This is a genomic window from Bradyrhizobium sp., assembly GCF_019244115.1.
Classification (GTDB): Bacteria; Pseudomonadota; Alphaproteobacteria; order Rhizobiales; family Xanthobacteraceae; genus Bradyrhizobium.
Genome location: NZ_JAFATE010000722.1, coordinates 1 through 24,445, shown reverse-complemented (window position 1 = coordinate 24,445; position 24,445 = coordinate 1). Strand labels below are relative to the sequence as shown.

At 62.8% G+C, this 24,445-nt stretch carries 19 protein-coding genes and 1 pseudogene; 4 read left to right on the top strand and 16 right to left on the bottom strand.

Annotated features, from left to right (window positions below; translation table 11 throughout):
* Nucleotides 1-60 precede the first annotated feature (60 nt).
* Nucleotides 61-1,224 (top strand): mandelate racemase/muconate lactonizing enzyme family protein, encoded by a 1,164-nt coding sequence (locus JOZ76_RS31100; RefSeq protein ID WP_291705223.1) that lies wholly within the window; start codon nt 61-63, stop codon nt 1,222-1,224.
* Between the two features lie 68 nt (nt 1,225-1,292).
* On the opposite strand, the pseudogene JOZ76_RS31095 reads toward JOZ76_RS31100, so the two are convergent.
* From JOZ76_RS31095 to JOZ76_RS31065, 7 genes and pseudogenes are all read right to left on the bottom strand, one after another.
* Nucleotides 1,293-1,493, bottom strand: a pseudogene (locus JOZ76_RS31095) (sigma 54-interacting transcriptional regulator); the annotation flags it as partial.
* 187 nt (nt 1,494-1,680) lie between these two features.
* Nucleotides 1,681-3,000 (bottom strand): dicarboxylate/amino acid:cation symporter, encoded by a 1,320-nt coding sequence (locus JOZ76_RS31090; protein ID WP_291705222.1) that lies wholly within the window; start codon nt 2,998-3,000, stop codon nt 1,681-1,683.
* A gap of 46 nt (nt 3,001-3,046) precedes the next feature.
* Nucleotides 3,047-4,792, bottom strand: a complete 1,746-nt coding sequence (gene lpdA / locus JOZ76_RS31085; protein WP_291705221.1) for a dihydrolipoyl dehydrogenase — start codon at nt 4,790-4,792, stop codon at nt 3,047-3,049.
* Between the two features lie 17 nt (nt 4,793-4,809).
* Nucleotides 4,810-6,363, bottom strand: coding sequence for a dihydrolipoyllysine-residue acetyltransferase (locus JOZ76_RS31080; protein ID WP_291705220.1), 1,554 nt, complete (start codon nt 6,361-6,363; stop codon nt 4,810-4,812).
* Between the two features lie 24 nt (nt 6,364-6,387).
* On the bottom strand, nt 6,388-9,078 hold the full coding sequence (aceE, locus tag JOZ76_RS31075) for a pyruvate dehydrogenase (acetyl-transferring), homodimeric type (RefSeq protein WP_291705219.1): 2,691 nt from the start codon (nt 9,076-9,078) through the stop codon (nt 6,388-6,390).
* A 421-nt stretch (nt 9,079-9,499) separates the two neighbouring features.
* On the bottom strand, nt 9,500-11,023 hold the full coding sequence (locus JOZ76_RS31070) for a carboxylesterase family protein (RefSeq protein ID WP_291705218.1): 1,524 nt from the start codon (nt 11,021-11,023) through the stop codon (nt 9,500-9,502).
* Between the two features lie 12 nt (nt 11,024-11,035).
* Complete coding sequence (locus JOZ76_RS31065) at nt 11,036-12,376, bottom strand: MFS transporter (RefSeq protein WP_291705217.1); 1,341 nt, start codon at nt 12,374-12,376, stop codon at nt 11,036-11,038.
* 272 nt (nt 12,377-12,648) lie between these two features.
* Here JOZ76_RS31065 and JOZ76_RS31060 point away from each other — a divergent pair, with 272 nt between their 5' ends.
* Together JOZ76_RS31060 and JOZ76_RS31055 are read left to right on the top strand one after the other, a co-directional pair.
* On the top strand, nt 12,649-13,725 hold the full coding sequence (locus tag JOZ76_RS31060) for a tartrate dehydrogenase (protein ID WP_291705216.1): 1,077 nt from the start codon (nt 12,649-12,651) through the stop codon (nt 13,723-13,725).
* A 96-nt stretch (nt 13,726-13,821) separates the two neighbouring features.
* Complete coding sequence (locus tag JOZ76_RS31055; RefSeq protein ID WP_291705215.1) at nt 13,822-15,501, top strand: acyl-CoA dehydrogenase family protein; 1,680 nt, start codon at nt 13,822-13,824, stop codon at nt 15,499-15,501.
* A gap of 54 nt (nt 15,502-15,555) precedes the next feature.
* Here JOZ76_RS31055 and JOZ76_RS31050 read toward each other — a convergent pair whose 3' ends face one another.
* The 6 genes from JOZ76_RS31050 to JOZ76_RS31025 form a co-directional block, all read right to left on the bottom strand.
* Entirely contained in the window at nt 15,556-16,287 is a 732-nt protein-coding gene (locus tag JOZ76_RS31050) for an aspartate/glutamate racemase family protein (RefSeq protein ID WP_291705214.1), read from the bottom strand.
* 14 nt (nt 16,288-16,301) lie between these two features.
* Nucleotides 16,302-17,024, bottom strand: a complete 723-nt coding sequence (locus JOZ76_RS31045) for an ABC transporter ATP-binding protein (RefSeq protein WP_291705213.1) — start codon at nt 17,022-17,024, stop codon at nt 16,302-16,304.
* Between the two features lie 2 nt (nt 17,025-17,026).
* Complete coding sequence (locus tag JOZ76_RS31040) at nt 17,027-17,806, bottom strand: ABC transporter ATP-binding protein (protein WP_291705212.1); 780 nt, start codon at nt 17,804-17,806, stop codon at nt 17,027-17,029.
* Nucleotides 17,803-18,783 carry a branched-chain amino acid ABC transporter permease gene (locus JOZ76_RS31035; RefSeq protein WP_291705211.1) on the bottom strand — a complete coding sequence of 327 codons (981 nt, stop codon included), beginning with the start codon at nt 18,781-18,783 and terminating at the stop codon, nt 17,803-17,805. Before JOZ76_RS31035 ends, JOZ76_RS31040 begins: the two co-directional genes overlap by 4 nt.
* Before the next feature lie 4 nt (nt 18,784-18,787).
* A complete protein-coding gene (locus JOZ76_RS31030; RefSeq protein ID WP_291705210.1) occupies nt 18,788-19,654 on the bottom strand; it encodes a branched-chain amino acid ABC transporter permease in 867 nt (288 codons plus the stop codon).
* 162 nt (nt 19,655-19,816) lie between these two features.
* Nucleotides 19,817-21,019 carry an ABC transporter substrate-binding protein gene (locus JOZ76_RS31025; RefSeq protein WP_291705209.1) on the bottom strand — a complete coding sequence of 401 codons (1,203 nt, stop codon included), beginning with the start codon at nt 21,017-21,019 and terminating at the stop codon, nt 19,817-19,819.
* A gap of 278 nt (nt 21,020-21,297) precedes the next feature.
* Between JOZ76_RS31025 and JOZ76_RS31020 the strand changes: the two genes are divergently transcribed.
* Entirely contained in the window at nt 21,298-21,990 is a 693-nt protein-coding gene (locus JOZ76_RS31020; RefSeq protein WP_291705208.1) for a GntR family transcriptional regulator, read from the top strand.
* Between the two features lie 162 nt (nt 21,991-22,152).
* Here JOZ76_RS31020 and JOZ76_RS31015 read toward each other — a convergent pair whose 3' ends face one another.
* From JOZ76_RS31015 to JOZ76_RS31005, 3 genes are all read right to left on the bottom strand, one after another.
* Complete coding sequence (locus JOZ76_RS31015; RefSeq protein ID WP_291705207.1) at nt 22,153-22,347, bottom strand: hypothetical protein; 195 nt, start codon at nt 22,345-22,347, stop codon at nt 22,153-22,155.
* A gap of 486 nt (nt 22,348-22,833) precedes the next feature.
* Nucleotides 22,834-24,204 (bottom strand): NAD(P)H-dependent oxidoreductase, encoded by a 1,371-nt coding sequence (locus tag JOZ76_RS31010; RefSeq protein ID WP_291705206.1) that lies wholly within the window; start codon nt 24,202-24,204, stop codon nt 22,834-22,836.
* Nucleotides 24,205-24,263: 59 nt separating this feature from the next.
* The coding region (locus JOZ76_RS31005; protein WP_291705205.1) for a dTDP-4-dehydrorhamnose 3,5-epimerase family protein at nt 24,264-24,445 on the bottom strand (182 nt) is incomplete at its 5' end.

Below are 24,445 nucleotides of genomic sequence, written 5' to 3'. Positions count from 1 at the left end.
CTTCCTCTTGAGGAACCCACGGATCTCGTTCAGAGCGTAGACGAGATCAAGGAGAGCATCATGCGCATCGTCGACGTCCGCGAGGTCACCCAGCCGATCGCATCTCCCATTCGAAACGCCTATATCGACTTCACCAGGATGACCGCGAGCCTGGTAGCAGTCGTGACCGATGTCGAACGCGATGGTCGCCGGGTGGTCGGCTACGGCTTCAACTCGAACGGTCGATATGGCCAGGGAGGTCTCATCCGCGAGCGCTTCCGCAACCGGATTCTGGAAGCCGATCCCAGCAGCGTCCTGAACGAGTCCGGCGATAATTTCGATCCGCACAAGCTCTGGGCGGCGATGATGAGCAACGAGAAGCCTGGCGGTCACGGCGAGCGCTCGGTTGCTGTGGGAACGCTCGACATGGCGATCTGGGATGCCGTGGCCAAAATTGCCGGCAAGCCGTTGTTCCGGATGCTTGCCGAGCAAAAGGGGCGTGAGGCCAATCCACGCGTCTTCGTCTACGCGGCCGGCGGATACTACTATCCCGGCAAGGACGATACGGCGCTCCGGACCGAGATGCGCGGCTACCTCAATCGTGGCTACACTGTCGTCAAGATGAAGATTGGCGGCGCGCCCATCGACGAGGATCAGCGCCGCATCGAGGCGGTTCTGGCAGAGCTCGGCTCCGAAGCGCAACTCGCCGTCGACGCGAACGGCCGCTTTGACCTGGAGACAGGCATCGCCTACGCCAAAATGCTGCGCCAGTATCCGCTCTTCTGGTATGAGGAGGTCGGCGATCCGCTCGACTATGCCCTGCAGGCCGCGCTCTCGGAGTTCTATCCCGGCCCGATGGCGACCGGCGAAAACCTGTTCTCGCATCAGGACGCACGCAACCTCCTGCGCTATGGCGGAATGCGCCCGGACCGCGATTGGCTGCAGTTCGATTGCGCCCTGTCGTACGGCCTCGTCGAATATCTGCGCACACTCGACGTGCTGGATCAGTTCGGCTGGTCGCCTTCCCGTTGCATACCGCACGGAGGTCATCAGATGTCGCTCAACATCGCAGCCGGACTGGGACTGGGCGGCAACGAGAGCTATCCGGATCTCTTCCAGCCCTACGGCGGCTTCCCGGATGGTGTGAAGGTCGAGAACGGCCACATCATCATGCCGGAACTTCCCGGCATCGGGTTCGAGGGCAAGTCGGACCTGATCAAGGTCATGCGCGAACTGGCCGCGTAGGCGCGCTCACGCGCTCGAGCGGCGGAAATGCCGGTCGGCATGCGAACGTCGTGCTTCATGTCGGTTCGCGGCTTGTTGGAATCGACGCGCTCGATCGATCTCTCCTGCAGCGATCTCAAGAGCTTCACCTGCACGCTCATCGGCATGCTTTCGATTTGGTCGAGAAACACCGTCCCGCCCTTCGCGTACTCGATCTTGCCGATGCGCTGGCGGGTGGCACTGGTGAATGCGCCGACCTCGTGCCCAAACAGTTCGCTCTCGACCAGCGAGGCCTTCGAACACCAGGTTGCCACCGACGAGCGCGCCCATCATCGAGCCGACCGTGCGCTTCCGCCACGACTTCGCACCTGCAGTCATGGCGAGCGCTCGTGTCCTGCACACGATCGTGCCCGCATTGGTCCTCTTGAGCCTGTGAAGATCGGCCGACGACCTGTGACGACCGTCGTTCGCGTGCCTTTAGCCTGTCGTTACCGCGACCTCGACCTCGGTCGGATCGATGTTGCTATCGAGCGCAACCTTCAGCTTCTCGCGATCAAGCTCGCCCTCCCACCAGGCAACGACGACGCAGGCAACGCCGTTGCCGCACAGGTTCGTCAGCGCACGGCATTCGCTCATGAACTTGTCGATGCCGAGCACGATCGCCATACCGGGCACGAGCTCGGGCCTGACGGCAGCGAGCGTACCGGCGAGCGTAATGAATCCCGCGCCCGTGATGCCGGACGCACCCTTCGATGTCAGCATGGCGACGATCAGGATCGTCAACTGCTCGCCGAAGCTGAGGTCGATGTTCATCGCCTGTGCGATGAACAGCGTCGCCAGGGTCATGTAGATATTGGTGCCGTCCAGGTTGAAGGAATAGCCGGTCGGCACGACCAGGCCGACGACCGGCTTGGAGCAGCCGAGACGCTCCAGCTTCTCCATCAATTGCGGCAGCACGCTCTCGGATGACGAGGTGCCGAGCACGATCAGAAGCTCGTCCTTGATGTATTTGAGGAACCGAAAGATCGAGAAGCCCGCGACACGTGCCACGATACCGAGCACGACCACGACAAAGGTGATCGACGTCAGGTAGAACGTCGCGATGAGCCCGGCAAGATTGCCGAGTGCCTGCGGGCCGTATCGACCGATCGTGTAGGCCATTGCGCCGAATGCGCCGATCGGGGCAGCCTTCACGACAATCGCGATGACACCGAAGATCGCGTGAGCCGCGTCATCGATGAATCCGCGGATCGTGTGGCCGCGCTCGCCGAGCGTCATCAACGCGAACCCGAACAGGATCGAAAACAGCAACACCTGCAGTATGTCGCCCTGAGCGAAAGCGCCGACCACCGTGTCGGGAATGATGTGGAGGACGAAGTCGACCGACTTCATCTCACTCGCCTGCTTGGCGTAGCCGGCAACGGCGCTAGCGTTCGATTGCCCCTGGAAGCCTGCTCCCGGGCGCAGCAGGTTGGCGACGATCAGGCCCAGCGCCAGGGCAAATGTGGAAATGACCTCGAAATAGAGCAGCGCCTTGACGGCGACACGCCCGACTTTCTTGACCTCGGAGATGTGGGCGATGCCCGATACGACCGTGCAGAAGATGACGGGCGCGATCAGCATCTTGATCAGCTTGACGAAGCCGTCGCCCATCGCCTTGATCCAATCGTTCTTGGCGAAATCCGGAAACAGCCAGCCGACGATTGCGCCGACCACGATCGCCGCGAGAACCTGGATGTACAGGATCTTGTAAAATGGCTTTCTCTGCGGCGCGGCTGCCTGTGTAACCGACATCATCTACTCCCTTCAGTCCCGAGCTATTCGCGGCAATCGACGTCCGCTGCTATTTCTTCTTCTGCGGCGGAAGATCGGTGCAATGGCCTTCGAACACCTCCGCCGCCATGCCGATCGACTCCCCGAGAGTCGGATGCGGATGAATGGTCTTGCCGATGTCCGCCGGCTCGCAGCCCATCTCGACCGCGAGGCAGATTTCACTGATCAGGTCGCCTGCATGGGTCCCAACGATCCCGCCGCCGATGATGCGATGGGTCGCCGCATCGAACAGCAGCTTGGTAAAACCTTCGTCGCGGCCATTGGCGATGGCGCGGCCGGATGCGGCCCACGGGAACACGGCTTTGCCGAACTTGGTGCCCTCGGCTTTGCATTGATCCTCGGTTTTACCGGCCCAGGCAACTTCCGGATCGGTGTAGGCCACGGACGGGATCTGCCGCGCGTCGAAATATGATTGCTCGCCATGCGCGACTTCGGCGGCCACATGGCCTTCATGCACTGCCTTATGGGCCAGCATCGGCTGGCCCACGATGTCGCCGATTGCAAAGATGTGCGCCACGTTGGTGCGCATCTGCCTGTCGACTTCGATGAAACCTCGCCGGGTCAGGGCGATCCCGGCCTTTTCGGCGCCGATGTTCCCGCCGTTCGGGCTTCGACCGACCGCCACGAGGACGAGGTCGTAGACCTGCGGCCCGGCAGGCGCCTGTTCGCCCTCGAAGCTCACCTCGATGCCAGCCTCGGTCGCCTTCGCGCCGACGGTCTTGGTCTTCAGCATGACCTTGCCGAAGCGCTGCGCGTTCATCTTCTCCCACACCTTCACCAGGTCACGGTCGGCCCCCTGCATCAGGCCATCGAGCATCTCGACGACATCGATGCGTGTGCCAAGCGTCGAATAGACTGTCGCCATTTCGAGGCCGATGATGCCGCCGCCGATCACCAGCATGCGCTTGGGGATCGATTTGAGCTGTAGTGCGCCGGTCGAATCGACAATCCTCGGGTCGTCGGGCAGAAACGGCAGTTTTACGGCCTGGCCGCCGGCGGCGACGATGGCCTTGGCGAACTTGACCGTCTTTTTGCCTTCGGACGAAACAACCTCGAGATGATGCGCGTCGAGGAAGCTTCCGACGCCGGTCATGACCTCGACCTTGCGGGCCTTGGCCATGCCGGCAAGGCCGCCCGTCAGCTTCTTGATCACGCCGTCCTTGAACGCGCGCAGCTTGTCGAGGTCGATCTGCGGTGCTCCGAACGAAATGCCATGATCAGGGAGATTTTTCACCTCGTCGATCACGGACGCCGTATGCAGCAGCGCCTTGCTCGGAATACAGCCGACATTGAGGCACACGCCCCCGAGCGTATCGTAACGTTCGACCAGCACGGTCTTCATGCCGAGATCGGCAGCGCGGAACGCCGCCGAGTAGCCGCCGGGGCCGGCGCCGAGCACCAGCATGTCGCATTCAACGTCGGCTTTGCCGCGGTAGGATACCGCGGACGGCGCAGCAGGCGGCGGACTGGCGGCAACCGGCTGCGATGCCGCTGCGGGTGTCGCGGCTGCCACATCAGCCGCCTCCAGCACCAGGATGGTCGATCCTTCGCTCACCTTGTTGCCGGTCTTGATCTTGACGTCCTTGACCACACCTGCGTGCGAGGACGGGATCTCCATCGACGCCTTGTCAGACTCGACGATGATGAGACTGGTCTCGACCGCGACGGTCTCGCCCGGCTTCACCAAAACTTCAATCACGGCGACGTCCTTGAAGTCGCCGATATCCGGGACCTTCACTTCGATCTGCTGAGCCACGCCGCTCCTCCCGTTCCTCAGAACAGCACGCGCCTGAGATCGGCGAGTACGCTAGCGAAATAGACGTTGAAGCGCGCCGCCGCCGCGCCGTCGATGACGCGGTGATCCCAGGACAGCGACAATGGCAAGGTCAGGCGCGACGTCCAGGTCTTGCCGTCCGCCGAATGCTGCTTCCAGTAGCCCTTGCAGACACCCATGATCGCGACCTCCGGCGCGTTGATGATCGGCGTGAAGTAGATGCTGCCGATGCCGCCGAGCGAAGAGATCGAAAAAGTCCCGCCCTGCATCTGGTCGGGCTTGATCTTGCCCTCGCGCGCGAGTTTTGCGAGTTCGTTCATCTCCTTGGCAATGTCCGGCACCGATTTCTTGTCGGCATCGCGGATCACCGGCACCATCAACCCATTCGGCGTGTCCGCGGCAAAACCGATATGCCAGTAGTTCTTGTAGACGAGCGTGTCGCCGTCGAGGCTGGCATTGAACTCCGGAAACTTCTGCAGCGTTGCGACTGCGGCCTTCACCATGAATGGCAGGAGCGAGAGTTTTACGCCGCTCTTCTCGAGCTCTTTGTTCATTTTCACCCGGAACTGCTCGAGGTCGGTGATATCGGCCTCGTCATGAGTCGTGACATGCGGAATGACGACCCAGTTGCGGTGAAGGTTTGCGGCCGAGATCTTCTTGATGCGGCCGAGGTCCTTGCGCTCGACCGGGCCGAACTTCGCGAAGTCGACCTTGGGCCAGGGCAGAAGATCGATGCCCCCGACGCCGCTTGCAGTTTTCGCCGCTTCCGGCTTGGCAGATACGGCACCGCCTTTCGCTGACGTCTCGACGTCTTCGCGCAGAATGCGGCCATGATTGCCGGAGCCCTTGACCTTGCCGAGATCGACACCCAGTTCGCGCGCCAGCTTGCGGACCGCCGGACCGGCATAGGCAAGCGCAAAGGCGTTCTCGTCGATCGCGTTGGCTTGCGCCACGGGAACGGCCGCGACAACAGGCGATGTGGGCGCCGACGAAGGAGCCGCCGCAGGCACCTCGCCGGTCGCGAGCACGAGGATGAGCGAGCCTTCGCTGACCTTGTCTCCGCTCTTCAGCTTGATCTCGCGGACGGTACCGGACAGCGGCGCCGGCACCTCCATGGTCGCCTTGTCCGACTCTAGCGCGATCAGGGGATCCTCCGCTTTCACGCTGTCGCCGGGTTTGACGAAGATTTCGATGACCGGGACGTCCTTGAAGTCGCCGATGTCGGGAACGCGCACCTCGGCGATACCGGCCGGTGCGCTGACCGGCGCCGGCGGCGCGCTGACGACCGGGCGAGTTTCGGCCTGCTCCGCGCTCGCGCCCTCGAACTGCACGATGACGGCGCCTTCGCTCACCTTGTCGCCAATCTTGACGACTATCGATTTCACGACGCCATCCCGCGGCGAGGGCACTTCCATCGTCGCCTTGTCGGACTCCAGCGCGACCAGCGGATCCTCGGACTTCACCCTGTCGCCCGGCTTGACGAAAATCTCGATGACCGGGACGTCCTTGAAGTCACCGATATCTGGAACCTTGATGTCGATCAGACCACTCATCGCAAAGTCCTCGGCTCCGCTGCCTCACATGGTCCAGGGCGCAGCGCGCCTGGTGTCGATTTGATATTTGGCGATGGCCTCGGCCACGACGGCCGGCTTGATCGTTCCCTCGTCGGCGAGCGCCTTGAGCGCAGCGATCGCGACGTAATGGCGGTCGACCTCGAAGAAATTCCGGAGTTTTACGCGATAATCGCTGCGGCCAAAGCCGTCGGTGCCGAGCACGACATAGCGCCGTCCGGCGGCCTGCACGTATTCCCGGATCTGGTCGGGGTAGTTGCGCATGTAGTCGGTGGATGCCACGACCGGCCCCGGATGGCCTTCGAGCTGCGCTTCCACCCAGCTCTTGCGACGCGGCTCGATCGGATGCAGCAGGTTCCAGCGCTCCGCCGTCATGCCATCGCGACGCAGCTCGTTGAAGCTTGTCGCGCTCCACACATCCGCGGTGACGCCGTAGTCCGCCTTGAGCAGATCGGCCGCCGCGATCACCTCGCGCAGGATCGTACCCGAGCCGACCAGCTGAACGCGAAGCTCCTTCTTCGCGGTCTCGCCACCATTCTTCAGGAGATAGAGCCCCTTGAGAATTCCTTCCTCCGCACCCTCGCCTGCATCGGCGAGCGCGGGATGCGGATAGTTCTCGTTCATCAGCGTGATGTAATAGTAGACGTCTTCCTGCGCCTCGTACATGCGGCGCATGCCCTCGCGGACGATCGTCACGACTTCATAGGCGAAGGCCGGATCATAGGAGACGCAGTTCGGAATGGTCGCGGCGAGAACGTGGCTGTGGCCGTCCTCGTGCTGCAATCCCTCGCCGTTCAGTGTGGTGCGGCCAGCGGTGCCGCCGAGCAGAAAACCTCGCGCGCGCATGTCGCCGGCGAGCCACGCCAGATCACCGACGCGCTGCAGGCCGAACATCGAATAATAAATGTAGAACGGAATCATCGGCACGTTGTTCGTACTGTACGACGTCGCGGCGACGATCCAGCTCGACATGGCCCCGCCTTCGTTGATGCCCTCCTGTAAAACCTGCCCGCTCTTGTCCTCGCGGTAGTACATCAGCTGGTCGGCATCCTGCGGCCTGTAGAGCTGACCGACGGACGAATAGATGCCGAGCTGGCGGAACATGCCTTCCATGCCGAAGGTCCGGGATTCGTCCGGCACGATCGGCACGATATGCTTGCCGATCGCCTTGTCGCGCACGAGGCTGCCCAGCATCTGCACGAACGCCATCGTGGTCGATATTTCTCGCTCGCCCGTGCTGTCGAGCAGCCGCTGGAACGTCGACAGCGGCGGAATTTGCAAGGACGCGGACTTCCGCCGGCGCTGCGGCAGGCTGCCGCCGAGCCGTTCGCGCTGCGCTCGGAAATACTTCATCTCCGGGCTGTCTTCGGGAAGGCGGATGAAAGGGACTTTTGCGAGGTCCTCATCGGCGACCGGCACCTGGAAGCGGTCGCGAAAGCCGCGCAGCGCGTCCTGCGTCATCTTCTTGGCCTGATGCGCGATCATCTGGCCTTCGCCGGATTCGCCCATGCCGTAGCCCTTGACCGTCTTCGGCAGGATGACCGTCGGCTGGCCCTTGTGGTTTACCGCCGCTGCGTAGGCCGCAAAAACCTTTTCCGGATCGTGGCCGCCGCGCGCGAGGTTCCAGATCTCGTCGTCGCTCATGTCGGCGACGAGCTGTTTCAATTCATCGTACTTGCCGAAGAAGCGTTCGCGGATATAGGCGCCGCTCTTGCTCTTGAAATCCTGGTACTCGCCGTCGACACATTCCTCCATGCGCTTCAGCAGCAATCCGCTGTTGTCCCTTTCGAGCAGGCGGTCCCAGCCCGAACCCCACAGCACCTTGATGACGTTCCAGCCGGCGCCCCGGAAGACGCTCTCAAGCTCCTGGACGATCTTGCCGTTACCACGAACCGGCCCGTCGAGACGCTGGAGATTGCAATTGATGACGAAGATCAGGTTGTCGAGTTTTTCGCGACCGGCGAGCGAGATCGCGCCAAGGGACTCCGGCTCATCCGTTTCGCCGTCGCCCATGAAGGCCCAGACCTTGCGATTGGAGGTTTCGGCCAGCTTGTGGTTCTGCAGATATTTCAGGAACCGCGCCTGATAGATCGCCATCAACGGCCCAAGCCCCATCGACACAGTCGGGAATTGCCAGAAATCCGGCATCAGCCAGGGATGCGGGTAGCTCGACAAACCCTTGCCGCCGGTCTCCTGCCTGAAGCTGAGGAGCTGCTCCTCGCTCAGCCGCCCCTCAAGAAAGGCGCGCGCGTAAATGCCCGGCGAGCTGTGCCCCTGGACGAAAATCAGATCGCCGCCGTGGCCATCTGTGGGCGCATGCCAGAAATGGCCAAAGCCGATGTCGTAGAGCGTGGCAGCGGACTGGAAGCTCGCGATGTGACCGCCAAGCTCTGAGCTTTCCTTGTTGGCGCGCAGAACGATCGCAAGGGCGTTCCAGCGGATGATCGAGCGAAGCTTGTGCTCGATCGCACGATCGCCCGGCAGCGCCGGTTGCTGGCCCCTCGGGATCGTGTTGCAGTAGGGCGTCGTCAGCGACTGCTCTATCCGGAGGCCTTCGCGGCGCGCGGCGTCAACAACTGCATTGACGACGAACTCGGCTCGTTCATTGCCGCGATGACCGCGGACTGCCGATAGGGCGTCCAGCCATTCCCGGGTTTCCTGCGGATCCAGGTCGTGCACATCCGCGACCGTCATCATCCTCTCCATTCCATGCCAGGCCGAAAGCAAGCGTCAATGTTCACGGCGCCCCGCGTTCAGGCGGAACCGCGCAATGTAAGATAGGCGATGTCGCCTGTCGCTCTACGTAAAGGATTGAATGCTGGCCGGCATCTGAACGTCCCCTCGCGTTGCTTATTCTGGAGCCGAGGCTCGATTGGCAGATACTCTAGCAGCATTCGTGCCAGACGTTGTGGGTCGCCTCATACCGGCGAATGTCGTTATTTTTCCTGAGATTGCCAGACATACCGCCGAGGGCGCCGATCCGAGCGACCTGGATCCGTCTGAAGCACCGGAAAACCGGCCAGAGGGGCATCCGAAAAATCGGACGGTCACGGCGACCGCCTCGGCCCTTTGAAGTGCCACACTCCATCAAGGCAGATCTTGCAGACCTGGGGCGTTCTTATCCGGCCACCGCCGCGTTTTTCTCTTTATTGTCCTGGCCGGTCCGGCCAACCCTCCAGGAGAGATCCGACCAAACGCGGAAGCGCTCGCCCTCATCGACGCGTCCAAGGCGGAACGGCCGCTCGAAAATCGCGATGCGCTCGGCGTTCCTCTCGAATTTGGGCCAAAGGCTCGCCTCGTCCGGAATACCGTCGATGATGAAGCGTAGGACGCTCGCTTGCAATCGGGCAGCGACCTCGATGTCGCCTAAAGTCATCGGGCCGCCCATGCGCCGAAGGATCGGGCGATCGACAAAATTCGGTACATGCGCCCAGAGGCAGGCGTTGTCGGCGCCATGGGTTGGTCCTTGCGACAGAAACGGCTCAAGCGCCGGCTTGTGGTCGAACCGGCTCAGCCAGACCGCCCCGCCCGCCGCGGCCTGGCGGCGCGCGAGATCGGCCACGGGGCGATGCCAGAACGCGTCCGACAACAGTGCTTCGAGCGGGTCCTCACCCGCTCGCGTTGTCGCGCGATAACATGCCAAAAGCTGCTCCCAGCCGGCATCGCCGAACGAGGTGCGAATCCGCCGCTCCGTGGCACGGATCATCGCAGCCGGCGGAGTGCTGTTCAGGAACATCGCCATCTCGTCGCGACAGGAGCCGAGCCAGAATGGAATGTCGCGCAATACCCCGGCCGCAATTGCCTCCGCCGGATCGCGCGAAATCACGGCGCCATCGAGGACCGGGCCAAACAAGCTGCCGGCCTCCGTTCCGTCCGCCAATTGGCGACCGACAGTCTGCACAGCCGCAAAAAGCTGCGGCACTGGCATTGCCGCGACTGCGCCGGGCTGGCTCTCAAGTTGGAGCTCGGCGATCACCCGATCGGCAACCTCGTCCGCATGATCGCTGGTCGTGATGCCGCGCCCCGGCGCACTGAAGGCGATGGCGCGGCAGAATTTTCCGCGCGCCTGCGGCTGTGTCGCAAGCGCGATCACCATAGAGGCGCCCGCCGACTGGCCGAACAGTGTCAGCGCATCCGGATTGCCGCCGAAATTCGCGATGTTCGCGTGAGCCCAATCCAGGGCTGCCAGCACATCCATGGCCGCAAGATTGTTGGCCTCGTTCAGGTCGCCGCCATGGCGGTGCAACTGCAGGAAGCCGAGCGGACCGAGCCGATAATTGATCGTGACGATAATGGCGGGACCTTGTGCGGCGAGGAAAGTCCCGTCGTAGTCCGCCCCTCCGCCGGTCACGAAGGCGCCGCCGTGGATCCAGAACAGCACTGGTAGAGGGCGATCGACGGCGGAGGGTGTCCAGATGTTCAGGCTGAGGCAGCTCTCCTCATCCGCATGATCGAGGTGGCCAGGCTGCGGCGCGTAGGCGCCATAATCGGTGCAGCGCCGCGGCTCGGTCCACGGCCGCGGCGGCACCGCCTTCGCAAACCGCCGGCTGGCCGCGAACGGCACGCCCTTGAAGGCGCGCACGCCGTGCTGCTCGGCACCGATGACCGGCCCGCTCGTGGTCGAGACCGCATTCGTCAGCATGTCACCGCTCCCTCAGCTACGCCGCTTGCCGAGATCGGCCATGTCGACCGTGTGCGTTTCGCGCGCGGTCGCCGCGGCGGCAGCCGATATCACGCAGCAGCAGGCGACGAAGATCGCGACCGGAATCCACCCGGTCGGGCCCTCGCGGACCAGGCTCTGACTGATCACCGGGGTGAAGCCGGCGGCGAGAAATCCGAGCTGTGTTCCGATCGCCGTGCCGGAATAGCGCACTCGTGCCTCGAACATCTCCGCGTAGAACGACGGCCAGATCGCATTGGGCGCAGCGTAGATGATACCCGAAAGGATCATGGCGGCGGCAAGGATCGCCAGCGTATTTCCCGTCGTCACCGCCATGAAATACGGGAAGACCAGCACCGCGCAGCCAAGCACGCCGCCGATGAACACAGGTTTGCGGCCGATCCGGTCCGCGAGAATCGCCCAGAGCGGCTGGGTCACCAGCGCCGTGACGTTGCCGAGCACGCCCGCCCACAGCATGGTCGGACGCGCCACGCCGAATTTGCTGGTGGCATAGCCGAGCGCGAAAACCGCGGTCATCGTGCTGACGGTTGCGATCAGCGCGCAGACGATGACGCGCAGCACGTCCGGCCAGTAGTCGCGCAAGAGCGCGAGCACGGGGAAGCGCGCGACCTGCGCCTTGTCCTTGATCTCGGTGAACACGGGCGTCTCCGGCATGGTCCGCCGCACGAGATAGGCAACCAACAGCACGAGCGCGGAGAGCAGGAACGGGATGCGCCAGCCCCAGCTCATGAGCTGATCCTCGGGCAGGTTGGAAACGGGAATGAATACCACCGTGGCGAGGATGGCGCCAGCCTGCGTGCCGCTCAAGGTCCAGCTCGTGAAGAAGGCGCGATTGCTGTTGGCCGAATGTTCGAGCGTGAGCGAATTGGCCCCGCTCTGCTCGCCGGCCGCCGACAGCCCCTGCAACAGGCGGAGCAGCGTGAGGATGATCGGCGCGGCGCTGCCGATGGCCTTTGCGTCGGGCAGGAACGCGATCGCCAGCGTCGCGCCGCCCATCAGCACGAGTGTCACCAGCAGCACGGTCTTGCGGCCGATGCGGTCGCCGAAATGGCCGAGAATGACCGCGCCGACTGGGCGCGCGATATAGCCGATGCCAAAGCTGAGCAGGGCCAGCAGTGTCGCTGTCGACGGATCGACATTGACGAAGAACACTTTTGGAAAGATCAGTGCCGCGGCCGTGCCGTAGATGAAGAAGTCGTAATACTCGAGCATGCTGCCGACGAAGCTGACCACCGCGGCGCGCTTCGGCAGCTTGCTCCGCGCGGCCTCCGCGGTGGCCGTCGCTTGCAACGATGCAATTGACGTCAAGCTCATAAAATCCCTCCCTGTTGTGGTGCCCGGCACGACCGGTCCGCGCGCTGGCTGACGCTCTTGCGGCGAACTCGCGGTTCTGACTGCCGTCGTTTCGTTTTTGTCAATGATGTACGAACTAGTTCGTTTATGCAAGCCGTAAATTGGACTCACCGGAGACGGAATTTCGTTCCCGTTCAATGTGATCTAGACGGATTGCGGGCGACCGCAGGGATGCACAAACAGCCGCTGCCGGCGCACAATGGTCCGTCTCCCGTCAATCGAGGACATTGTTCATGAGGACCTACAAGATCGCAGCGATCCCCGGCGACGGGATTGGGACGGAGGTCGTCGACGCCGGTGTCGAGGTTCTCGACGCACTGGCGAAGCGCGAAGGAACCTTCGCCTTCCATTTCGATCATTTCGCCTGGGGCGGCGAGTACTACAAGAAGCACGGTCGCATGATGCCGGAGAATGGCCGCGACCTCATCCGTCATCACGATGCCATTCTGTTCGGCTCGGCGGGCCATCCGGAAATCCCGGATCACATCACCCTTTGGGGATTGCGGCTGGCGATCTGTCAGCCATTCGACCAGTACGCGAACGTGCGCCCGACGCGCATCCTGCCAGGGATCACCTCTCCGCTCCGCGCCGTGAAGGATACCGAGCTCGATTGGGTCATCGTCCGCGAGAACTCCGAGGGAGAATATGCCGGGGTCGGCGGGCGCGTCCATCAGGGCTCCCCGCTCGAGGCGGCCACTGACGTCGCGATTTTCACCCGCGCCGGCGTCGAGCGTGTCATGCGCTTCGCGTTCGGACTTGCCCGATCCCGTCCGCGCAAGCTCCTCACCGTCGTCACCAAATCGAACGCCCAGCGCCACGCAATGGTCATGTGGGATGAAATCGCCGCCGAAATCGCACGGGAATTCCCCGACGTGACCTCCGATAAGATGCTCGTCGACGCCATGACCATGCGCATGGTGATACGTCCGCAAAGCCTCGATACCATCGTTGCCACCAATCTGCATGCGGACATTCTCTCGGACCTCGCGGCCGCGCTTGCCGGCTCGCTTGGCATCGCGCCGACCGCGAATCTCAATCCCGAGCGCAATTTTCCCTCGATGTTCGAGCCGATCCACGGCTCCGCCTTTGACATCATGGGCAAGGGCATTGCCAATCCCGTAGGTACGTTCTGGTCGGGAGTCATGATGTTGGAGCATCTCGGCGAGAATGCTGCCGGGCGGCGCCTGATGAAGGCGATCGAACGCGTGACAGTCGATCCCGCGCTGCATACGCCGGATTTGGGCGGCTCAGCCAATACACGCAAGGTGACCGACGCCGTCATCAGCGCGATCCGCGCCGACAACACCTAAGTTAGCGCATCCATCCTGGAATTGATATCTGCTCGACATCGATCTGGAAAATGTCAATCTCGGATCATCGGCTCAAAATCTGAGGAGGAGGTTTCCATGCGCGTAGACCCTGCCGAGACAGGATCCATTCCGGATTCCCGTGGTCTCAATCTTTACCGGGCCGACCGCGATGCGGCGGCCCTGTTCGCGCATTATCTCCCCACCGACCTGTTCGCTCGTCTGGAGCCCGTATTCGACCGCCTCGGCAGCCTCGCCGGCGATCATCTGGACCGGCTGGCCTGGATTGCCGACAAGCATCCTCCCGTCTTGTCGGTGCGGCGCCGCACCGGCGAGGATTGCAACCACATCGAAAAGCATCCCGCATACCGCGAGCTCGAAAATTTTGCCTTTGGTGAGTTCGGCCTTGCCGCCATTTCACACCGCGCCGCCCTCGGCTGGCCGGCGCCGCTGCCGCCGGCCGCAAAATATGCACTCACCTTTCTGTTCACCCAATCGGAATTCGGCCTGATGTGCCCGGTCAACATGACGGACTCGCTGACGCGGACGCTGAAGCGCTTCGGCAGCGAGGATCTGGTCGAGCGCTATTTCGACGCCCTGACCTCCACAGATCTCGACCAGCTCATGCAAGGCGCCATGTTCATGACCGAGCAGGCCGGCGGATCGGACATCGGCACGATTGTGACGCGGGCTGATCCGCAACCCGATGGCACGTGGAGGCTGACCGGCGACAAGTGGTTCTGCTCGAATGCCGATGCGGATCTCGCTATGGTGCTCGCCCGCAGCGAGGACATCGATGGCCTCAAGGGCGTATCACTGTTCCTGCTCCCCAAGGTGAAGCGGGATGGCGTTCCGAACTCCTATCGGATCCTTCGGCTCAAGGAGAAGCTTGGCACGCGATCCATGGCCAGCGGCGAGATCCGTCTCGACGGCGCGGAGGCGTATCTCGTCGGCGAGCGCGGCCGCGGTTTCAACCAGATGGCCGATATGGTCAACAGCTCACGTCTTTCGAACGCAGTCCGTGCCGCCGCCCTGATGCGGCGCGCGGTGACCGAGGCGCTTTTCATCTCGCGGAGACGGCACGCCTTCAACAAGCGCCTGATCGAGTTCCCGTTGATGCGCCGACAACTTGCCAAGATGATCGTTTGGTCCGAACAAGCTCGGACCATGGTGTTTCAGTCAGCGGAAGCCATGCGCCTGGCGGATCTGGGCGACACGCGGCAGGCAAAACTGCTTCGCATCATGACGCCGCTGATCAAGTTTCGCGCCTGCCGGGATGCCCGAAAAGTCACCGGCGATGCGATGGAGGTTCGCGGCGGCTGCGGATATATCGAGGAATGGTCGGATGCGCGCATCTTGCGTGACGCCCATCTCGGGTCGATCTGGGAGGGCACGTCGAACATCGTTGCGCTGGATGTCCGAAGGGCGATCGTTCGTGAGGGATCATTGCCGGAACTGCAAGCGGCAAACATGAAGCGCCTCGACGCAGCTTCACTGGAGCCGAACCTGCATTCCCTGTTCGCCGAAACGCTCGACCGCACCTGCGCCCTGGCCGAAAGCACGCATGCGCAGCAGGACGAACATCTCGTTCGGCAGGCTTCCTCAGCGCTCTATCACGTCACATCGGCAATCGGCCTGGCCCACGAAGCGGCGATGATACGCGCGCCTCACCGCCTCGCCATGGCAAGAATGGTCCTCAAGCACCGGCTGCTGCCGAGAGATCCGCTCGGGCGGGACGACGGCGACGATGACCAGCTTCAGGCGATCCTTGAGAGCTGACGGTCGACGCCGGGCTCGCGCGTTGCCGCTCGCCAGTGCAAACCTTTGCCCGCTTCACCCGCGTGGCGAGAACGGCGCGAAGGCGCCCGAATAGGATTTTGCAAGCGGCGCGGCATAGGTGTTGCGCTTGGAGGTGCGCAGTCCGAGCCGCGCGACGCCTTCGGCAAGCGCCACCGCGCAGGCCACGCCGTCGAGAACCGGAACACCGACCGCCTGCTCCAGATCACGCGCGAGGTCCGTCATGCCGGCGCAACCAAGCACGATCGCTTCGGCGCCATCCTCGGCGAGCGCACGTTCGATCTCGTTCCGGATGGTGTGGCGCGCCAGCGATCCCGGCTCTTCGAGCGCGAGCACCGGCACGTTGGAGGCCCGTACCCGCGCGCAGCGCGCCGCCAGACCATATTTGACGAGGTTGTGCTCGATCGGGGCGAGCGAGCGCGCAAGCGTGGTGACGACGCTGAACTTGTGTGCGATCAGGCTCGCGAAATGGAACGCCGCCTCGCCGATGCCGATGACCGGCAGCTCGGCGACGCATCGCGCCGCGTCGAGGCCGGTATCGTCGAAACAGGCAATAATGAAGGCGTCGGCGCCCTGGCCGTTGCCGATCTCTTCGAGCAGGCCAGGCAGCGAATACGCCTCGTCGAAATAACCCTCGATACTGGGTGGGCCCGAGGGCGGGTTGGTGGCCAGGATCTCGACCCCAGGCGAAGCGGCGGCACGGGCGGCTTCCTCGATCTTCCGGGTCATCGAGGCGGTGGTGTTGGGATTGATGATGTGGATGCGCATGGAAGGCTGGTTTCTCAGAGGTCGCCGCCAAGATAGAGATGTTTGATGCGCTCGTCTGCGACGAGGTCGGCCGATGCGCCGGAGAGCGCGACCGTGCCGGTCGTCAAGGCATAGGCGCGATTGGAAATGCGCAGCGCCATGCGCGAGTTCTGCTCGACCAGAAGCACGCTCACTTTTTCGTGGCGATTGATCGCGACGATCGAGCGGGCGATGTCCTGAACGATCTTCGGTGCGACGCCCAGCGAAGGCTCGTCGAGCAACAGCAGTTTCGGCCTCGCCATCAAAGCGCGGGCGATCACCAGCATCTGCTGCTCGCCGCCGCTCATCGTGCCCGCCGGCTGGGACAAGCGCTCCTTCAACCGGGGAAATCTTTCCAGGGCACTTTCCAGCGAGCTGCGCACCTCGGCGCGGTCGCTGCGCGAAAACGCGCCCATCATCAGATTGTCGCGCACGCTCATGAGCGGAAAGACGCGCCGCCCCTCCGGAACCATGGCGATACCCAGCTTGACGACCGCCTCGGGCCCCAGGCCGTCGATGCGCCGTCCCTCGAACTCGATCTTGCCTTTCTTTATCCTGCGCAGGCCGGTGATGGCACGCAGGATCGAGGACTTGCCGGCGCCGTTGGCACCGATCAGCGCGACGGTTTCGCCCTCCTGCACCTCCACCGACACGCCCTTGAGAGCATAGACGTGGTCGTAATAGAGCTCGACATCGCTTAAGGACAGCAGCGCGCGCATGCTCAAAGCCCTATGCTTTGGTCTTCGACGCCGAGATAGGCCTCGATCACCCTGTCGTTCTTCTGGATCTGCGCAGGAGCGCCTTCGGCGATCTTCGAGCCGAAATTGATCACGACGATGCGGTCGGAGATCTTCATGACCGCTGCCATGTCGTGCTCGACCAGCAGCACGGTGACGCCGCGCTCGCGCACGGCGCGCACGAGCTCGACGGCGCGGCGCGTCTCCTCATGGTTCATGCCGGCGAAGGGCTCGTCGAGCAGCAGCACCTGGGGATTGGCGGCAAGGCCGATGGCGATGCCGAGCGCGCGCAGATGCCCGTGTGGCAGATTGCTGGCGATCTCATTCTTCACCTCGCCGAGGCCGAGGAATTCGAGGATTTCGTCGCTGGAGCTGCCGAACGCTTCCTCGTCGCGACGCGCGAGGCCGGTCTCGAAATAATAGCCGATGAGGCTGGCGCGCGACCGCAGATGGTGGGCGACGATGACGCTATCGCGGGCCGTCAACCCCTTGAAGATCGTCGTCTCCTGGAACGTGCGGACCACGCCCTTGCGCGCCACGATGTGCGGGGCAAGGCCGGAAATGCGCTCGCCCTGGAACAGGACTTCACCGCGTGTCGGCCTCAGAAAGGAGGAGATCAGTTTGAAGATGGTCGACTTGCCGGCACCGTTCGGGCCGATGACGGAGAGGATCTCGTTCGGCTGGACATCAAAGCTGACATCGTTGACGGCGACGAGGCCGCCGAACTGCTTGGTCAGGCCATTGACCTTTAGGATTGACGTCACTTCCTGGCTCCACGCCGCGAGGGAAGACGGATGCTGAGCAGGCCGTTCGGCAGTACCAGCATCAGGAGAACCATCACGCCCGAATAGATCAGAAGCTGGTACTGGCCAATCGCGAACAGAAGATCCCATCCGAAATAGAGAACCAGCGTGCCGAGCATCGGCCCAAAGACATGACCGAGGCCGCCGACGAAGCAGTTGAGCATGAAGTTGACACTGTCATTGACGGTGAAGCTCGAGGGATAGATCGATTGCGCAATGGCGATGAAGATCGCACCAGCCAGGCCGCCGAGAAACGACGAGATGGCGTAGGCGAGGATGCGCATCGCCGGCACGTTGATGCCCATCGACGAGGCCAATTCCTCGTTCTGCTGCATGGCGACGAAGAGCTTGCCGATGCGCGAATGGACGAGCCGATAGAGCGCGGCAAAGCACAGCGTCATCATGATCGTCGACAAATAGTAGAACGCGAGATTGCGCTCGGCAAAGGTATCGAAGGCCGGAACGAGCGTAACACCGAAGGCGCCGATCGCGCCGGGAGCGGGAATGCTGGTGATGCCCTTGGCGCCGTTGGTGATCGGCAGCGCCAAAGCGAGGAGCCGCGCGACCTCGGTGAGCACAAGCGTCACCATGGCGAAATAGACCCCCCGCAGGCGCAGGATCGGCAGGCCGATGAGGATGCTGACGGCGGCGCAGAACAGGCCGGCCAGCGGCAGGCTGAGCCAGAATGAGAAACCCGCCGAGGTTACCAGAATGGCGGAAACATAACCGCCCATCAGTGCGAAGGCGCCCTGCCCGATGTTGATGCGGCCGATATGGAACATCAGCCACACGCCGCTGCTGGCGATGGCAAGAAGGGCGACGGAGCTCAGCGTATAATAGAAGTCCGTGCGGCCTGCGGCCTTGATCGCTAGGGGAACGGCGAGGAACACCACCAGGACGAAGACCGCGAGCGCGGCCAGGCGCAACGGGCGAAACATCGACTCAGCCCCAGGGCTTGCCCATCAGGCCATTCGGCCGGATGGCGAGGAAGATTAGCAGAGCCGCGAAGATGACGAGATAGGTGATGTCGCCATAGGCGTGCAAGACGGTCAAGCCGACGGATTCCAGCATGCCGAGGATAAAGCCACCGGCAATGGCCCCGCCCACGACGCCGGCGCCGCCGATCATCACCATCAGGAAGGCTTTGAGCGATATCGGCCCTCCGATGCCCGAATTGACGCCGGTGATCGTCACCAGAAGGCCGCCGACCAGACCAGCAAGCATGGCTCCGAGCGCAAAACCAAGCAATGAGTAGAACTCGACCGGCACCCCCATGAGCTGCGCAGCGATGCGATCCTGGGCCAGCGCGCGCATCGCCCGTCCCGGCCTGGTGTATTGCATCATCAGAATGAATCCGACGATGAAGAGGACGGCGAGGCCCCCGACGACGATGCGGTCATAGGGCATGATGATATCGCCGGCCCGCAGCACGCCAGGAACGATCTTCGGGACGCCGCGCTGCTTCTCGCCGAACAGCAGCAGGATGACCGCGTCGAGGAAATAGGCGATGCCGGCCGCGAGCAGCATCGTACTTTCCTCGCGGACGCTGCGCCTGATGACGGTTCGGAACAGCAAGCGCTCGATCAGCCCACCGAGAACCGCGAGCGTAATGGCGGAGGCAAACAGCGCGACGACGAACGGCCAGCGCAGCTGGCCGTAGATTTCATAGGTGACGAAGCCCCCAAGCACATACATCTGCCCGTGCGCGAAGTTGAGCACGTTCATCAGCGCAAAGATGAGCGTAAGACCAAGCGCAATGAGCGCATATTGCGCGCCGAGATAGAGCCCGTTGGCGACGACTTGCTCCACGACCGCTCTCCGCTGGACGGACTTCGTTCAGGCGCCCGTGCCGTCGCCGAGCCCGGGGCAAGCTGCGCTCAGATGGAATGCAGCTTGCCTCCGTCACTTGTTCAGGCGCATACCTCGAGCGCCGACGGATCGGATGATGACGCCCGCAGGCAGGCGATGCGCTCAGTCGACATTCGCAACAAACAGGGTCTCGAACTTTCCGTCCTTGTACTGGTTCACGACCAGCGGTACCGCGAGCTGGCGCTTCTGCCCGAACGACGTCGTTCCGACATAGTGCAGGGTCGCCGATGAGTCCTTCAGATACGGATTAGGCGCTGAGAACGTGTCCATCGCCTTCTTGAACTCCTCCACGCTGTCGATTGCTTTCGGATCTGCCTTCAGCGTGTCGACGATATATTGCAGCGCGTAGACCTTGGTGTTCGACTCGTCGTTGTACTCGCCGAACTTCTTGGTGTAGCGGTCGATGAACTCTTCCATCGTCTTCGAGCGGATTTCCGGCGTCGAGGCGCCGCCGACCGAGATGAAGCCGTTGGCCAGTTCACCGGCGCCTTCCTCGAGCACCTTGGCGTCCTGCGCGGTCTCGGTCGAGATGATCCCCTCGAAGCCGAGTTCACGCGCCGAGCGGATCAACAGCGGCGCATTCGCCGGTGCCACACCCGACAACACCAAAAGATCCGGCTTCAATTTCACGATCGGCGTCAGCACCGGCGTGAAGTCGCGCGTGTCGTTCTCATAGGTATCCTTGTCTGCGACCACGTTCAAACCCAGCGCCTTGGCCGCGACCACGCCGCCGTCGCGCTGACTGATCGGATCGGATTCGTTCGCGCAGACAAAGGCGACCGTCTTCACGCCTTTGTTCTCTTTCAGATACTTGTAGATCGAGGGCGCCGACTGGTAGTTCGCCACCATGCCGAGGACCGCGTTCGAGGCGGGCTTGGTGTAGAGCGCCTTGGGGAAGGCGTAGGGAAAATAAATGATGCCGGCCTTTTCGGCCACCGGCCGGACCGCCGCGGCGCCGTCGTCGACATTCGGCCCGACCACATAATGGATGCCCTCCTGCGCCATCTTTTCCATGCCGGCGATGGCGCGCTTGGGATCCTTCTGGTCGTCGAAGGTCACGACGTCGATGTCGTAGGTCTGGTCACCGATCTTGACCCCGCCCTGCCCGTTCCACCAGGCGGCAAGCGTCTGCATCGAACGAACATTCGAGGTGCCCCATGCGGCGGCAGGACCACTGGTCACGCCGACGAAGCCGATCTTGAGAACCTTGTTCGCAGCCTCGGCAGGCATCAGCGCCCCTGCAAGGCTGAGCGCGGATACCAGACCGAGCAGAGCGGCGCGAGACGAAAACATGTGACGCTTCATGATCTTTCCCTCCCTCCAGAACCGTCTGGCGCCCGGGGTGCCGGGCGCGCGAGCGGAGCTTTGCTTGGCCGCGACGATGCATGAAGGCCAAGGGATTATCAACACGAAAAAGCTAGATTGTTGACAATCCTGTCTCCTTCGTAGACACAAAGGGACAAGAACCAACACATTTCGTGTCTTGCTCCCGATAGCGGGCGCCGGTATCAGCGCGCTGCCTCTTTCCGGGACGGGGCGTCGAACGAGTTGGCCGAGCAAGGGGAGGCATAGCGAAACGAGAGATGGCCCTGCTCGCTGATCTTCCCCGGCCCCTCGCCGACAACGTCATCGTCGAGCGCGTCTTCGCTGCTGTCATGGAGCACAAGCTTCCCCCGGGTGCGAAGCTTGCCGAAAATGCACTTTGCGAGGCGTTCGAAGCCAGCCGTGCCCAGATCCGGCGTGTCCTCGTGGTGCTGGCCGGTCGGAGCGTTGTGACGCTGCATCCCAATCGCGGCGCCTATGTCAGCAGCCCCAGCGCCAGCGAAGCGCGCGAGGTTTTCGAGGCGCGCCGCGCGATCGAGCGGTCGGTGGTGCTGTCCGCGGCGACCGCAATCGACGAGCGCACACTCGCGGAATTGAGGGCGAATTCCCGCGCCGGTGCTGCAGCAGAAGCCCGCGGCGAGCGCAGCGAGTCCATCCGGCTATCGGGGCAATTTCATATTCGGCTCGCAGAAATCGCCGGCAACTCGGTATTGACCAGATACCTCGAGGAGCTGGTGGCACGCACCTCGCTCATTATCGGGCTTTATGGATCGACCCGCGCGCGCACCTGCTCGGAAGCCGAACACGACACGTTGCTCGATGCGCTCGCTGCCGGCGACAAGCAGCGCGCCGCCGACCTGATGGAAGAGCACCTGCACCACATCGAAGAGGCGCTCGACGTGCGTGACACCCCCGCGGAACCGGTCGATATAAGGCAAATCCTGCAGGCCTGACCGGCCCCGCGTCAGCATGAATCCAACTGATACCGGGGGGTGCAATGCCGTGCAGATCGCCGAGCGAGCGGATCGACTCCAGCGTGCGCCCTTGCGCGCCGGCTGCGCGGCTTCAGGCGGCCCGGCTTTGCTGGGGAGGGTGAAAGGCGGGCGCGTCAGCACTCAAGGAGCGGGCGGGGCCAGCAGCCTGATGGTCCGCACGGCTTCGCCGACCAGTTCGTCTCGTGCCGCGATCTGTAGCCGTTGCCGCTCGTAACAAGGGCGGCGTGCTGGCCGGACGGGGTTCACCCCCGGTGACCGGTTATCGTGCGCATCGAGTAAATCCCGGCGGAGTTCTTCGATCTCGTCGTCGATCATGGCGTCGCTCTTCGAGCCAGCAGGAGTCGGGACGTCACTGTGAAAAGGTTGCGTGCTCTGCCACACGTCGGCCGATGCGAATCAACGCCTTTCGATCAGGGTGACCGTTGTTCGCGGCGGAGAGCAAGGTTATCGCAATAGTGATGGCTAGGGCAGCATGAGACGCAGCGCAGGCGAGGTAATCCCAATGCGATGCCCAAGATGGCGCCACCGAGCACGGCATTGGAACACCCCGAGGACATCACGCAAGGCGAGCGTTACCAGCCGGTCCCTTGCGTCACACCTGGACTTCCGGGCTCTGCAGCGCGTCAGCCGTACAACTGCGCAACTTGACTCGGCCGAACCTTCTTCTTGCGATCTCGACCCACGTCCGCCTCATGACCTTCCCATTTGCCCAGCGCCTTGGTGAAAACATAGCTGCAGCGCTTCCACCAAACCGACGCGCGTTGACGGCTATGCAGAGATCTGAACGGCAGTCGCGCGACATCAGTCGCCTGCGCTTGACGCTGCGAACTCTCGCCGAGGCTGTTCGACAGCTTGCACGTCAAGCATGTCCTTCAGCCATGTCTCGCCGCGGAATTTCAAATATTGCTCCGCCCGCAGTCGATCCGCCAGCCGCCCCGGCGGCAGCACGACATCATCATACGTAATCACCGTGTCCTTGGCGATACGCCGCTTCAACCGGCAGCCCTGCACCAGGCCTTCCGGAAGATATCGACCGGCACTCATCTCGCCGGCGTTCACCGCCTCCCCATATGTCATGTACATGCCATAGTCGTCGAGCAGCTCACCAGCCCTGAGATCCTGCTTGGCGACGGCGCAGACCTCGACGATCGGACCATTGAGCGGCTTGGTGGTCGCGTCGCGAAACAGCACAGCCCGCGCAATCGCGTTGGGTGCCTCAAAATGCACCAGATGATAGGGGATGAAGAACGAATAGAGCGGCCCCGGTCCCATTTTGTACAGGTTCAGATAGTGCTGCTGCTTGGGATCGGGGTGCTCGGCTAGGCAATAGACCTTTGTTAACGGCGTGCCCACGACGTAATCAACCGCGCCGCCAAGCCTGCGGAGCTCCTCAATATCATAGAGGTCGCCGATCTTGAGTACATCGCCCGTGTATTGCAGCCCGCGCGACATGCCTCGCGAGCGTACCTTGAAGCCCGTCGCATTGGCTACGATGCTCTGCTCGAAGCTGATCTTGGAGCCATCGGCAAAACTGGTCACCATTGCGGCGTTCTGTCCCCAGCGCTGCGCAAAGCCCTGTTGCGTGGTCGGATTACGATAAGGATCCTGAAGCCCCTTCACGTTACCCATCAGACGCGGAGTGAGCCCCAGACCCCTGACCCAGCGATACAGGTTCATCTGCACGCCCGGCTCATCGCCCTCACAGCCGGTCAGGATCACGTCATGCTGGTCGGCATAGGTCTGAAGAATCGGACCGATGGTGCTGTCGAGCTCGGCATTCATCAGCACGATGTCCTTCCGGTGCTTGAACGCCTCGAGCACGACATGGGCGCCGTATTCGACCGCGCCCGTGACGTCGACGATGACGTCGACGTGCGGCGAGCGCGCGAGCAGCATCGGATCTGCCGTTGCCACAGGCCGGGTCCGTGCGGCGGTATTGTCGAACTTGATCTGCGAATCGGCGATGACAACGTCCTCGCGGCCGGAATATTTAAAAACGGCGACGGCTCTCTCCGGGCGGCGGTTGGATATCGCCACGACGCGCATTCCCGGCGTGCTATTGACAATCTGGTTGGTCAGACCTTGGCACATGAAGCCGGCACCGACGATGCCGACCCCAATGGGCCGATTCTGATCGGCCCGCGCCTTCAATGCCGTGTCGACGATCCACATAAGCATTCTCCGTCGCCGCTCAACTGCCCGCAACGCCGCGAGGTTCTTCGCGCCGCTTGTCATGCAGCCAGCGCGGTGAGCGACATCTTGCGCTTCACTTCGTCTTCGACCTCATGCAACAAGTGGAACGCCCGATCCTTCGATGAGATCACCGAGACCGGGAGCGGCCAGTTCAACCCCAACCGGGGGTCGTCGTGGCGGAGCCCGCCTTCGGCTTGCGGGGTGTAGAATTCGCCTACCT

Coding starts and splice junctions, on each gene's coding strand:
- JOZ76_RS31100 (WP_291705223.1), top strand. CDS start 61: ATGCGCATCGTCGACGTCCGCGAGGTCACCCAGCCGATCGCATCTCCC.
- JOZ76_RS31090 (WP_291705222.1), bottom strand. CDS start 3,000: ATGATGTCGGTTACACAGGCAGCCGCGCCGCAGAGAAAGCCATTTTAC.
- JOZ76_RS31080 (WP_291705220.1), bottom strand. CDS start 6,363: ATGAGTGGTCTGATCGACATCAAGGTTCCAGATATCGGTGACTTCAAG.
- aceE (WP_291705219.1), bottom strand. CDS start 9,078: ATGATGACGGTCGCGGATGTGCACGACCTGGATCCGCAGGAAACCCGG.
- JOZ76_RS31070 (WP_291705218.1), bottom strand. CDS start 11,023: ATGCTGACGAATGCGGTCTCGACCACGAGCGGGCCGGTCATCGGTGCC.
- JOZ76_RS31065 (WP_291705217.1), bottom strand. CDS start 12,376: ATGAGCTTGACGTCAATTGCATCGTTGCAAGCGACGGCCACCGCGGAG.
- JOZ76_RS31060 (WP_291705216.1), top strand. CDS start 12,649: ATGAGGACCTACAAGATCGCAGCGATCCCCGGCGACGGGATTGGGACG.
- JOZ76_RS31055 (WP_291705215.1), top strand. CDS start 13,822: ATGCGCGTAGACCCTGCCGAGACAGGATCCATTCCGGATTCCCGTGGT.
- JOZ76_RS31050 (WP_291705214.1), bottom strand. CDS start 16,287: ATGCGCATCCACATCATCAATCCCAACACCACCGCCTCGATGACCCGG.
- JOZ76_RS31045 (WP_291705213.1), bottom strand. CDS start 17,024: ATGCGCGCGCTGCTGTCCTTAAGCGATGTCGAGCTCTATTACGACCAC.
- JOZ76_RS31035 (WP_291705211.1), bottom strand. CDS start 18,783: ATGTTTCGCCCGTTGCGCCTGGCCGCGCTCGCGGTCTTCGTCCTGGTG.
- JOZ76_RS31025 (WP_291705209.1), bottom strand. CDS start 21,019: ATGAAGCGTCACATGTTTTCGTCTCGCGCCGCTCTGCTCGGTCTGGTA.
- JOZ76_RS31020 (WP_291705208.1), top strand. CDS start 21,298: ATGGCCCTGCTCGCTGATCTTCCCCGGCCCCTCGCCGACAACGTCATC.
- JOZ76_RS31015 (WP_291705207.1), bottom strand. CDS start 22,347: ATGATCGACGACGAGATCGAAGAACTCCGCCGGGATTTACTCGATGCG.
- JOZ76_RS31010 (WP_291705206.1), bottom strand. CDS start 24,204: ATGTGGATCGTCGACACGGCATTGAAGGCGCGGGCCGATCAGAATCGG.